Genomic DNA, 12,931 nt, shown 5'->3' on the forward strand with positions numbered 1-12,931 from the left:
GAGCAGGATCGACACCATCACGCCGAAGGCCCTTTGATCATGACGCACCGTTTCCGCGCACTTTCAATCAGCATTATTTCCACTGCGCTCGCTTTCACGCTTTCAACGCCAGCAGTCGCGACGCCCGAAGACACTGTCGCTCAAATCCTTCAGATCACCCCCGGGATCTCCAGAGACGAACTGATCCACGCCGCGAACGACTGGGCATCGGAAAACGGAACCACCTCGGAAGAAGCGCTCCGAATGGCCCTGGACCAACTCCTCGAAGAGCAGAACTCAAACGCTACCGCACACACAGGTTCCAGCGGAGCGAAATTGAACTCAAGCTCCCTCGGCGCCGCCACAGGAAGCACTTCCACTCTCCCCAAGTCATGGTACAAAGGCGACGTCTACTACACTCCGACAGGAGCTCCGTGGGCGCACGTTGGAATCTACGGCGGCACCTGGTGGGTGGTGGAGGCCAGTGGACCCGGTTACAAATCCGACTGGTACCGACACACCTCCATCACAATACGCTCCGGCGCAAAACAGGTCTACTACCATGTTCCACAAGCAGCACAGGACGCCGCAGCCGATTACGCCTACAACAATCTACGCGGTTACAGGTACAATCTGAATTTCGCTTTCAACAAGTCGAAGAATCCGTGGATGCTGAACTGCTCACAGCTCGTCTGGTACGCATACAAGTATGGAGCAGGAGTGGATATTGACAGTAACGGCGGCCCCGGCGTGTACCCGCATGACATCGTGGAAGGGCCACTCGCCCACACCTACGCGAACCTCTAGGAGGCGCTGATGCTGTCCCAGTCCCCCCGCGCCCTCGCGGCACCATCGGCGGGCATCGCGGCTCTCGCGCTCGTGTGCGCCTGCGCCCTGCCGGGGTGCTCGTCGAGCACGGCATTTCCCAAGGTCGGCCAGGACCGCGCAACGACAGCGAACTCGGTTCTGGCGCTGCGCATCGGGAACTCCCCCGGAGTCGGCGCCGACGCGTACAGCACTGGAGTCGGCAGCCTGCTGCTGGTGGACGGGGCGGGGACTGGGAATAGCGTCGACGTGGGCGCCATGATCGATGCCGGACTGGTGTGGGACGCCTCCGGCCTCCACTACGGGACGTCGGGGGCCGAGGTCGCAGTGTCCGACAGCGGGACGACCAGCGTCCCGCGCGGCAAGGACGAGCGCCACGAGCTCAGCCGGTACTCGATCGACGACGGCGCGGCCTCGCTCGCCTTCTACATCGACGGCGACCAACAGGACGCGGTGGCGGTCACCGCCGACGGCGGCAGCGCAGTCGCATCGATCCCCGGCATGCACCCCTTCAACTCCGTCTGCGACGGCCGCCTTTACTCCATGACCTCGACGCGCTTCCCCGGGAACGGGTCCCTGCCCGCCCAGTTGGACGCCTCGAACCTTCAGGCGGACACCCGCCCGGATGGCCAGGACCCCGCGGACATGCTCATCCGCGTGGACCCGCATGATGACCCCCAGGCCACCATCGTCGGCATCGCGCCGATTGATGAGGGGCTCGACACCCCCCCAGAACGAGGCGCCCTGCTACGACGGCAAGATCTACGTGCCGACATTCCACAAGACGTACCCGGGGGCGAATCCCGACAACGGGCAGGACCCCACCGCGGGCGAACCTGTGCTACAGGTCTGGGACACCACCAACGGGACGCGCGACCTGGTCCCCATGGTCGGGGACGACGGTTCGCCCATCGCCCTCTCCCCCGGACGCCTCGATTGGCTGGTCGGGCATCTATCGGGATCGGCGTACACCTTCGTGACCTCGTACGGCGAGGTCTACAGCACCGACTTGGGCACCGGGACCACGCGACCGCTGTTCACCGTCCCACTGACCGACCCCGATAGCCAGGCATCCCGTTTCATCGTCGACGCCCAGAACGTCTTCACACTGGATGTCCCCGCCGACTCCGACGCCCCCCTCGCGCTCCGCCGGGACCCCCTCGACGGCAGCGGGGGCGAGGCCCTGTTCACAGTGGACGCGTCTCCTGTCCGCAAGGGCACGTTCCTCACCGGCGGCCCGCTGATGGTGCAGGCCTTCGCGCTGCGCCCGGCCTACATGGAGGGCTTCGCGCGCTGACGCCCCGCAACCAGCGGACACCAAGAACGCGCAGACCCCCGCGCCCGGACCCGCCCCCGCCTCGCGCCCACGACCGGCACCCCGCGCCGTGCGTGCGCCGTCCACATCGCTGATCCGGGGGAAGGAGACGGCATCCCGCTCCTCCGCCCCGCGTTCCTGGCAACCCTCCCGGCCCGCACCCCGGAGGGCGACAGCCCCCAGTGATAAACGCAAGCACCGCCTTGGCTAAGTCGTCCCCGCGAACGGCTCGGCGACAGTGGATCCGGCTCCGGGGAAGCAGCCGGCGACGGGGACTTTCCGGCACGAATCCGCCGTTCCTGCCATTGAGGTGGAAATACCACGACAAAGGCGTGGTGGGACCTCGGACCCACGCATATGCTGACAGCACTACGCCCCTCCGAGGAAGGACACCCTATGCGCATCGCCCTCTTCGCCACGTGTCTTGCGGACGTCATGTTCCCGCAAGCCGCGCAGGCCACCGTCACGCTCCTCGAGCGCCTCGGGCACGAAGTCGTGTTCCCCGAGGGCCAGGTCTGCTGCGGGCAAATGCACGCCAACACCGGTTACTTCGAAGACGCGGCGAAGATCACCCGCAACCACGTGAAAGCGTTCGAACCCGTGCTCGACGGGCAGTGGGACGCGATCGTGGTCCCCTCCGGGTCCTGCACGGGCGCGGCCCGACACGAGCAGAAGGTCGTGGCCGAGCACGTCGGCGACCACGAACTGGCCAAGCGCTCCGCCCAGATCGCCGCCCACACCTATGACCTCACCGAGCTCATCACCGACGTGCTGGGCATGGAGGACGTGGGCGCGTACTTCCCGCACACCGTCACCTACCACCCCACCTGCCACTCGCTGCGCATCGCACGGGTCGGCGACCGCCCGTACCGCCTGCTGCGCGCCGTCGAGGCGCTCACCCTGGTGGACCTGCCCGACGCCGAGGTGTGCTGCGGGTTCGGCGGGACGTTCTCGATCAAGAACGCGCAGACCTCCACGTCGATGCTGGCTGACAAGGTCACCAACGTCATGTCCACCCACGCCGAGGTGCTCGTCATGGGCGACTACTCCTGCCTCATGCACGTGGGCGGCGGCCTGTCACGCCTCCAGTCGGGCATCCGCCCCATGCACCTCGCCGAGATCCTCGCCTCCACCAAGGACCAGCCGTTCCTCGGGAACATCTCCTTCGCCCCAGAAAGCGCCCAGGTGATCTGACAATGACCGCAACATTCATCGGGATGCCCGCAGTCGCCGACTCGGCCTCCTCCGACGTCCACACCGGCGGATGGCGCACCACCGTCGATATCCCCGAGGACACCCTGCGCTGGGGCACCACCTTCCCCGAGGGAGCGAAGAAGACCCTGGCGAACACGCAAATGCGGCGCAACCTGGGCCACGCCACGCGCACGATCCGCACGAAGCGCGGGCAGCGCGTCGAGGAGATGCCGGACTGGGAGGACCTGCGCAATGCCGCCGAGGCCGTGAAGTTCGAAGTCGAATCGCGGCTGCCCGAATTGCTCGAAGAGTTCGAGCGCAATGTCACCGCCCGCGGGGGCATCGTCCACTGGGCGCGCGACAAGCACGAGGCGAACCGCATCATCGCGGGCATCATCAAGTCCAAGGGCGTCGACGAGGTCGTCAAGATCAAGTCGATGGCCACCCAGGAGACGAACCTCAACGAGTACCTCAAGGACCAGGGGATCTCCGCGCGCGAGACGGACCTGGCCGAGATGATCGTGCAGCTGGCCGACGACATGCCCAGCCACATCGTGGTCCCTGCCATCCACCGCAACCGCTCCGAGGTGCGCGGCATCTTCCTCGACCGCATGGACGACGCCCCCGAGGACCTGTCCGACGACCCGACCGAACTCACCGGCGTCGCCCGGGCGCACCTGCGCAAGAAGTTCCTGCACGCCAAGGTCGCCGTCTCGGGCACCAACATGGGCATCGCGGAGACGGGCACCGTCTCGGTCTTCGAGTCCGAGGGCAACGGACGCATGTGCCTGACGCTGCCGGACACCCTCATCACCCTGATGGGCATCGAGAAGCTGGTCCCCCGCTTCCAGGACGTGGAGATCTTCTCGCAGCTGCTGCCGCGCAGCGCCACCGGCGAGCGCATGAACCCGTACACCTCCATGTGGACGGGCGTCACGCCCGGCGACGGCCCCCAGGAGTTCCACCTGGTGCTCATGGACAACGGGCGCACCAAGACCCTGGCGGACCCGATCGGCCGGCAGGCCCTGGCGTGCATCCGCTGCGGCTCGTGCATGAACATCTGCCCCGTGTACCAGCACACCTCCGGCCACGCCTACGGCTCCGTGTACCCCGGGCCGATCGGCGCGATCCTCACCCCCCAGCTCACCCAGGGCATGGCCCACGACGACCCGGTGCACACCCTGCCCTTCGCCTCGTCCCTGTGCGGCGCGTGCGGCGACGTGTGCCCCGTCAAGATCGAGATCCCCACGATCCTCATCCACCTGCGGGCCCGCACCGTCGACGAGAAGCACGCAGTGCTGCCCGACGTGTGGGACCTGGCGATGGGCTCGGCCACCCCCGTCATGTCGAACGCGAAACTGTGGACCGCGGCGGGCATGGCTGTGAAGACGACGCGGCTCATCGGCGGCAAGAAGGGGCGCATCGGCGCACTGCCCTTCCCTGCCTCGTTGTGGACGGGGGCGCGGGATCTGCCCACGGCGCCGAAGGAGACCTTCCGGCAGTGGTGGAAGCGGACCCACCCGGACTCGGACGCCTCGTCGACCCGCTGGGACGCTCCCGTCCGGGGGATCCCGCTGGCCAGCGAGCACGGCATGACGACCCGCACGAACGACGACACCACGGAGGACTGACATGGCTCCCATGGACGCGAAGACCGCGATTCTGGCCCGCGCGCGCGACGCGATCGGCCGCTCCCAGCAGGGCCGCCCCGTGCGTCCCATCCCCCGGGACTACATCCGTTCCACGTCGGACGCCCCCGGCTCGGACACCGTGGTCGAGGAGATGATCGAGAAGCTCGAGGACTACTCGGCGAAAGTGGTCCTGGCCCCCACCGACGCGGAGGTGGCCGACGCCATCGACTCCTTCCTGGAGGGCCTGGGCTCCGTCGTGGTCCCCACCGGATTGGACGCGCCCTTCAAGAAGGCCGCCGCCCGGTCGGGCCGCACTGTGCGCGAGGACTCGCGGGAGAAGGCGATCCCCACCCTGGAGCTGGACACCATTGACGCGGTGGTGACGCGCTCGCGCGTCGGCATCTCGATCTCCGGCACAATCGTGCTGGACGGCGAGCCCGACCAGGGGCGCCGCGCGATCTCCCTGGTGCCGGACACGCACGTGGTAGTGCTGGAGCGCTCGGCGATCGTCCCCACCGTGCCGCAGGCGGTCGATGTCCTGGGCGAGAACCCCCTGCGCCCGATGACGTGGATCGCGGGCGGCTCGGCTACCAGTGACATCGAGCTGGTGCGGGTCAACGGCGTGCACGGCCCCCGCAACCTGCGGGTCGTTATCGCGCACTGACTCCCGGGTCCCGCTTTTCCGGCCCCCGTCCCGCCCGCCATTCGGTGGACGAGGCGGGGGCCGGACCGTCGACGGGTCGGGGCCAGGAGCACTGTCCTGGCCCCGACCCGCTCATACGAGCACCCCTGTTCGACGGCGCCCCGCAGTGGGACAATGGGGATGGGCACCGCCCGCGGACGCGCCGCACCCACAGCCGCCCCGCGTTCGTTCCAACCGCCGAGAACCACCCAGGAGCCCCTCATGACAACGTTGTCCCAATCTGTCCTCGCCCCCGACTACGACCGCTCGCGCATCACGACGGGCATCATGCACATGGGCGTCGGCGGCTTCCACCGCGCCCACCAGGCCGCCTACCTCGACGACCTCATGCGGCGCGGCGAGGCACTGGACTGGGGGATCTGCGGCGTTGGCCTGATGCCGCGGGACGCGCGCATGCGGGACGCGCTGCGCGACCAGGACTACCTGTACTCCCTCACCCTCAAGCACCCGGGAGGGCGTGCCGAGTCCCGCGTCATCGGGTCGATCCACGACTACCTCTTCGCCCCCGACGATCCCGGGGCCGTCCTGGCCGTCATGACCGCGCCGACCACGCGCATCGTGTCCCTGACGGTGACGGAGGGCGGTTACAACGTCGACGACGCCACCGGCCTGTTCCGCACCGAGTCCGAGGGCGCCGCCCGCGACGCCACCGACCCCCACCACCCGACGACCAGTTTCGGCTACATCGTGGAGGCCCTGCGCCGACGCCGTGATGCTGGCGTCCCCCCGTTCACGGTGATGAGCTGCGACAACCTGCCAGGCAACGGGAAGGCGGCGCGCACGGCAGTCGTGTCGCAGGCGCGGATGAGCGACCCCGGTTTCGCGCAGTGGATCGACGACAACGTCGCCTTCCCCAACTGCATGGTCGACCGCATCACCCCGCAGACAACGCCCGCGGACATCGAATCCGTCCGCCAGCGCTTGGGAGTGGAGGACGCGTGGCCCGTGGTGTGCGAGCCCTTCACGCAGTGGGTGCTGGAGGACCGGTTCACCGACGGACGCCCGCCTTTCGAGCACGTCGGCGTGCAGATGGTGTCCGACGTGGTGCCCTACGAGCTCATGAAGCTGCGCCTGCTCAACGCCTCGCACCAGGGCCTCGCCCACTGGGGGCGGCTGCTGGGCATCGAGTACGCGCACGACGCCGCCGCCGACCCGGACATCGCCGCATGGGTGCGCGCCTACTTGGAGCGCGAGGCCCGCCCGACGCTGCGGCCCGTGCCCGGTATCGATCTGGACGGGTACGTGGACGCGCTCTTCGAGCGGTTCACGAACGAGGCCATCGCCGACACGCTGTTCCGTTTGGCCCAGGACGCGTCGAACAGGATGCCGAAGTTCGTGCTGGGCACTGTGCGCGACAACCTGGCCTCCGGGGGCCCGATCCGCTTGGGCGCCGCGATGGTGGCTGCATGGGCGCTGGGCGATGAGGGCGTCGACGAGGCGGGCGCCCCGATCGCGGTCGACGACCCTGCGGGCGCGCGCCTGCTGGAGCTGGCAGCGGCCCAGAAGGACGGGGACGACCGCGCCTTCGTCTCCGACACCGCGGTGTTCGGCGACTTGGCCGGCGAGGAGCGCTTCGTCGAGGAGTTCGCCTCGCAGCTGAAGGCGCTGCGGGCGGAGGGAGCCCGCGCCCGGATGCGGGCGCTCGTCGGCTGAGCGCGGGCCCGGTGATCCATTTTGCGTCTGAGTCTGACGGTTTCGAGCGGATTCGCGCGAATCTGGGCAGACTCAGACGCTTTTTGGAACAGCCACCCTTTTGCGTCCCCGTTTCCGCCCGGATTTCAGACGCATTCTGGGACTCGGGATGCTCCGCGGGCCGGGTTCCAGTCCCGTGCCGCGGCCTACCCCAGGATCCCGGGCCGGGCGGCGCGCAGGTAGCGGCCCGTCACCGAGTCCGGGCGGGCCGCCACGTCGCGGGGCATGCCCTGCGCCACGATGCGCCCGCCGTCAGCTCCGCCGCCGGGCCCCATGTCGATCACCCAGTCGGAGTTGGCGATGACATCCAGGTCGTGCTCGATGACGACGACGGTGGCACCGCGGTCGATGAGGCGCTGGAGCACGTCGAGGAGGACCTGAACGTCGTCGGGATGCAGGCCGATGGTCGGTTCGTCGAAGACGAAGAGCGCTCCGTCCTGGCGCCGCCCCATCTCCGAGGCGAGTTTGAGCCGCTGGGCCTCGCCTCCCGACAGGGCGGGCGTGGCCTCGCCGAGCGCCAGGTAGCCCAGCCCCAGGCCCGACAGTGTGCCGAGCAGTGCGCCCGCTCTCTTCAGGCCCCGCACCGCGCCCCGCGCGTCGTCCACGCTCATGGCCATGATGTCGGGCAGGGTGAGCCCATCGCGCCGGATCCCGTGGGCCTCCTGGCCGTAGCGGCTCCCCCGGCAGTCCGTGCACTCGATGTCCACGTCGGGCAGGAACTGCACGTCGAGGGTGATCTGGCCGGTCCCGTCGCATGTGGGGCATCGCAGCGAGCCCGTGTTGTAGGAGAAGGCCCCCGCCTTGAGCCCCACTGCCCTCGCCTCCTCGGTGCGCGCGAATGCCCGGCGCAGCTCGTCCAGGACACCGGAGTAGGTGGCGACTGTGGAGCGCACGTTGACGCCGATGGGCGTCGCGTCGATCAGGTTGACGCGCGAGATGCCCGCCGGGTCCACGTCCCGCACGTGTGCGGGCAGCGCTTCGCCGACCAGGGCCGCGCGCAGCGCGGGCACCAGGGACTCCAGGACCATTGTCGTCTTCCCCGACCCGCTGGCGCCCGTGACCACCGTGAGCGCCCCCACTGGGATGTCGACGCCCAGGGGGTGGACCGTGTGGATCCGCGAGGTCTCCAGGTGGATGGCGCCGCGCCCGTCGGCGCCCGCGCCCGGTCCGATCTCGATGAGGTGGTCGGCTGCGGCCAGCACCCGGGTGTCGTGGTCGACCACGATGACGGAGTTCCCGTCGGCGATGAGCTCGCGGACGATGTCGAGGACTCCGTCGACGTTGGATGGGTGCAGGCCGATGGTGGGTTCGTCCAGGACGTAGAGGACGCCGGTCGTGCGGTTGCGGACCGCGCGGGCCAGTTGCACGCGCTGGCGCTCGCCGTTGGACAGGGTGGAGGAGGCGCGGTCGAGCGAAAGGTAGGACAGGCCCAGGTCGGTCAGGCGCTCCATGGGCTCGGCCATCTCATCGACGATGACGCGGGCCATGGGCGCGACCTCGGCGGGGACGAGGCCGGGCACGCGCGCCACCCACTCGCGCAGCCCGCTCAGGGTCAGGCGCGAGGCCTGACCAAGGTCGATGCCGTCGATGAGGGTCGAGCGAACCCGTTCCCCCAGGCGAGTGCCATCGCAGGCGGGGCACGTGCGCGTGATGAGGTACTTGCCGACGCGGGCGAGGGCCTTCTCGTCCTTGGCCTTGGCGAGCGCGTTCTCCACAGTGGCGACCGCGTTGAAGTAGGTGAAGTCCAGTTCCGCCCCGCCCGTCTTGGTGGAGACCACGATGTGGCGTTTCTCGGCGGGCCCCTCGTAGACGATGGCCTTCTCCTCCTCGCTGAGGTCGCGGAAGGGCACGTTCGTGCGCACGCCCATCTCGCGTGCGACATCCTTCATGAGCTTCCACATGAGGGAGCCCCAGGGCGAGACGGCCCCCTGGTCGATGGTGAGGGACTCGTCGGGCACCAGGGCGGCGCGGTCGACGACGCGTTGGACCCCGGTGCCCTCGCACACGGGGCAGGCTCCGGTGGAGTTGAATGCCATCTCCTCGGCGCCCAACCCGTGGAAGGATTCGCCGCACTGCGGGCACACGAGCGGCACTTCCAGGGCCACGTTGCGCGAGGGCGGCACGCGGTGCCCGCTGGGGCACAGGTAGGAGCCCGCGCGCGAGAACAGCAGACGCAGGTGGTTCGCCAGCTCCGTGGCCGTGCCGAATGTGGAGCGCACGCCGGGCGCGCCCGGCCTCTGGCGCAGGGCGAGGGCGGCGGGGACGTGGGCGACCCGGTCGACCGGCGCCCTGGCGGCCTGGGAGAGGCGCCTGCGCGTGTAGGTCGCCAGGGACTCCAGGTAGCGGCGGGACCCTTCCGCGTAGAGGGTGCCCAGGGCCAGGGAGGACTTGCCGGACCCGGACACTCCCGCGATGGCGACGAAGCGGTTCAGGGGGACGTCGACGTCGAGGTCCTTGAGGTTGTGGACGCGCGCTCCGCGCACTTGGATGCTGGAGGGGGTTGCGCGGTGGGGCATGTGCTTCCGTTCAGGTCGACGAGGCGGGGGCCGGTCCGCCTGGTCCCACAGTAGCGCCGCCCGTGGGCGCGGGGGCAACGCGTCACGCACGCGGCCTGCGTGTGGGCCGACGGGCGCCGCCTGTGGGCGCGGGGGGCAACGGCATCCATTCCGCCGCCGACTGACAAGCCCTCCCCAGTGCAAGCCCACCAAGTCGTGCGCGGGGAGGCGCGGGCGACCCCCCGTTCCGCCAGGGGTTCGCACGAGCACCAACCCGTGCGCGCGAGACGGCACACCTGAGGGGGCAGGCCCCACTCCAACGGAAGGACACCAACCCGTGCGCGCGAGCCGGCAAGGCGGCACCACCGGCCACGCGGAATCTCGCGCCACCGGGAACGTCTCTCCACCTATGCTCTGCGATGCCCCCGATTGCCCAGTCTTCTGGGGGTCTAAGTGGTGCGAACGCGGTCTAAGCCGCGCAGTGGCACCCCTATGGGAAACTCAGTGGTCGGAAGTCGCGCATCGGGGCAGGTTACGGCAGCAAGCGCATCTCCTCGACGTCCTCCCGCAATCGGTGGGCCGCGCATCGGGGCATCTTACAGCGCATTGGGGTAGGTTACGGTGCATTGGGGTAGGTTATTAACCTGCCCCAATGAGGGTTAACCTACCCCAATGGGGATTAACCTGCCCCAATACTCCCCCACTTCATCGAGTTCCTGGCTGAGGAGTTGTTCAAAGGCGCCATAACCTTCAAGGGCACGAACAACGGAGCACGCGCCCCGGCCACGCGTCAAAAGCTGAGCGCACACAGACCCCGAGGACCCCAGTAACGGAGCACGCGCCCGGCCACGCGTCAAAAGTTGAGCGCGCACAGGCCAGGAGGGCACTAAGAACCCGCAGACTGGCGGGCCAATAGCCGGGCGCGCGGGCGGCCCCAGGCCTGCCCGCGCGCCCTGCCGCGGTAGTCGTAGTAGTGGGGCCGCTACTCCTTCTTGGCGGCCTCCCGGTTGCCCAGGCGGACCTTCTCAACGGTCCTGCCCTGGTCGAAGTCGCTCTCCTTGAAGCCGAAGAAGTAGGTGCACACGAAGGCGACGGCGAGCGCCACGAAGGACGCGATCCAGAAGTTGACGGCGGAGGAGGTGTCCTTGCCGTTGGGGTCCACGAAGGACGCGAATCCGGTGAACGCCCCGGCGAAGCCGTACATGTTGATATTGAGCAGGCCGGTGACCAGGCCGCCGGCGGCCCCGCCGACTGACGCGGTGAGGAAGGCGCGCCCGTACTTGAGGTTGAGGCCGTACATGGCGGGCTCGGTGACCCCGCAGAACGCGGAGATCGTCGCGGGGCCGGCCAGGGAGCGGATCTTCGCGCTGCGGGCCTTGATCCAGAAGGCCAGGGCGCCGCCGCCCTGCGCGATCATCGTGGCGGACACGATGGCGTTGATCGTGGAGGACTGCCCGTGGATAGCAAGCTGCTGGGCGATCACGGGGATCACGGCCCAGTGCAGGCCGAAGATCACGAGGCACTGGTAGAAGGCGCCGATGACGAGGCCCGCGAAGGCGTAGTTGATGGCCAGCACCCAGTTCAGCCCGGCCGCGACGCCGCCGGAGACGAACATGATGATGGGTCCGAAGACGGTGAACAGCAGCGTGGAGATCACGAAGATCTCGATGAGCGGGGCGAAGATGGAGTGGACCACTGCGGGCACCCACTTCTTGAGCAGGGGCTCGATCTTGGACGCCAGCCACGCCCCCACGATGATCGGGAAGATCGAGTAGGCGTAGGCGTTGTCCAGCGGCAGGGAGATGGGGATCCCGAAGAGCTCCGCGTTGAAGTTCACGCCCAGCAGCGTGTGCAGCACGTGGTACCCGGGGGCATCGTGCTTGGCCAGCTGGACGATCGACGGGTAGGCCAGGACGCCGCCGATGATCGCGACGACGATGGGGTCGGCGCCCAGGCGCTTGGCGGCCGTGAAACCGATGATGATGGGCAGGAAGAAGAACATCGAGTCCGCCATCGCGTTGAGGATGACGTTCGTGTCGGAGTCCTTCGCCAGCCAGCCGACCTGGACCAGCAGGCCCAGCAGGCCCTTGAGGATGCCCGATCCGGCCAGGACTCCGACGACGGGGATCATCGACCCGGTGATGACGCCGATCAGTGAGCTGAACCCGTACTTCACCCAGCCCAGGGGGGTGGTGGGCTTCTCGACGGGCTCGGCCGCCGCCTCGTCGTCCCCGGCCGCGCCCTGAGGGAGCCGCTTGACGATCTCCTCGTAGACGTCGCCGACGGTGGCGCCGATGACGACCTGGTACTGCCCGCCGGCCTTGGCGACGTCGATGACGCCGTCGATGTCGGCGACGGCCGCGTCATCGGCCTTGGCGTCGTCCTTGAGGTAGAAGCGCACGCGGGTGATGCAGTGGATGACGGAGGCGACGTTGTCCGCGCCGCCGACGCCGTCGATAATGCGGGCGGCCTGCAGGGCGAACCCCGTCAGCCCCTCGTACTCGCCTGCCGCGCCGGCGGTCCCGGCCGCTTCCGGTGCGGTTCCCGACGGGGCTGCGCCAGTGCCGGACGAGGCGGGGGCTGCCTCCGCGCGGGCGGGCGCGGCAGGAGCGGCGGCTTTGAGGAAGGCGTCGGCGACGGCGTCGCCGGCCCGGGCCCGGCCGGTCCGCACGTCGAGGGATTCCACGCGCTTCTTGGAGTTGGTGATGACGGTGATGGCGACCGTGGACTTCCCGGCGGCTTCGACGGCGGCCAGGTCCATCGTCCCGATGGAGTCGCCCGCCTGCACGGTGTCGCCCTTGGCGACGACGAGGCGGAAGGGCGCGCCCTTGAGCTCGACGGTGTCGACGCCCAAGTGGAGCAGCACCTGCAGGCCGTCGGCGGTTTCGAAGCCGACGGCGTGACCGGTGTCGGCCACCATCGTGATCCGCCCCGAGACGGGGGCTACGACCGTGTTCTCCTCGGGGACCACGCCGAAGCCGGCGCCCATGGCGCCCCCGGCGAAGGCGGGGTCGGGGATGTCGGCTTGGGCGATGACGCCGCCCGGCATCGGGGCGAGCAGTGACGCCCTCTGCTGTGGTGATTCGGACATGGTTGT

General features: G+C 69.0%; 8 protein-coding genes. 6 read left to right on the forward strand and 2 right to left on the reverse strand.

All coding sequences use genetic code 11. From position 1 onward, the window contains the following. Positions 1-39 precede the first annotated feature (39 nt). The 6 genes from G447_RS10940 (at position 40) to G447_RS0102715 (ending at position 7,300) form a co-directional block, all read left to right on the forward strand. On the forward strand, positions 40-786 hold the full coding sequence (locus G447_RS10940) for an orthopoxovirus protein, PF05708 family (protein WP_034476203.1): 747 nt from the start codon (positions 40-42) through the stop codon (positions 784-786). Positions 787-1,513: 727 nt separating this feature from the next. After that, positions 1,514-2,101 carry a hypothetical protein gene (locus G447_RS12565; protein ID WP_243442286.1) on the forward strand — a complete coding sequence of 196 codons (588 nt, stop codon included), beginning with the start codon at positions 1,514-1,516 and terminating at the stop codon, positions 2,099-2,101. A 414-nt stretch (positions 2,102-2,515) separates the two neighbouring features. Continuing rightward, positions 2,516-3,313 carry a (Fe-S)-binding protein gene (locus tag G447_RS0102700; RefSeq protein ID WP_005870922.1) on the forward strand — a complete coding sequence of 266 codons (798 nt, stop codon included), beginning with the start codon at positions 2,516-2,518 and terminating at the stop codon, positions 3,311-3,313. A 2-nt stretch (positions 3,314-3,315) separates the two neighbouring features. Beyond that, complete coding sequence (locus G447_RS0102705; protein ID WP_026429945.1) at positions 3,316-4,944, forward strand: LutB/LldF family L-lactate oxidation iron-sulfur protein; 1,629 nt, start codon at positions 3,316-3,318, stop codon at positions 4,942-4,944. Between the two features lie 10 nt (positions 4,945-4,954). Continuing rightward, positions 4,955-5,608, forward strand: coding sequence for a LutC/YkgG family protein (locus G447_RS0102710; protein ID WP_026429946.1), 654 nt, complete (start codon positions 4,955-4,957; stop codon positions 5,606-5,608). A gap of 240 nt (positions 5,609-5,848) precedes the next feature. Continuing rightward, on the forward strand, positions 5,849-7,300 hold the full coding sequence (locus G447_RS0102715; protein WP_026429947.1) for a mannitol dehydrogenase family protein: 1,452 nt from the start codon (positions 5,849-5,851) through the stop codon (positions 7,298-7,300). A gap of 185 nt (positions 7,301-7,485) precedes the next feature. Here the strand turns inward: G447_RS0102715 and G447_RS0102720 are convergent, their stop codons facing one another. Together G447_RS0102720 and G447_RS0102725 are read right to left on the reverse strand one after the other, a co-directional pair. Then, the gene (locus tag G447_RS0102720) at positions 7,486-9,855 is read right to left on the reverse strand and encodes an excinuclease ABC subunit UvrA (RefSeq protein WP_026429948.1); all 2,370 of its coding nucleotides are present in this window, start codon (positions 9,853-9,855) and stop codon (positions 7,486-7,488) included. A gap of 961 nt (positions 9,856-10,816) precedes the next feature. Further along, positions 10,817-12,925 carry a PTS sugar transporter subunit IIABC gene (locus G447_RS0102725; protein ID WP_026429949.1) on the reverse strand — a complete coding sequence of 703 codons (2,109 nt, stop codon included), beginning with the start codon at positions 12,923-12,925 and terminating at the stop codon, positions 10,817-10,819. Positions 12,926-12,931 lie beyond the last annotated feature (6 nt).

It is taken from the genome of Schaalia georgiae DSM 6843 (genome assembly GCF_000429245.1).
In the GTDB taxonomy this organism is placed as follows: Bacteria; Actinomycetota; Actinomycetes; order Actinomycetales; family Actinomycetaceae; genus Pauljensenia; species Pauljensenia georgiae.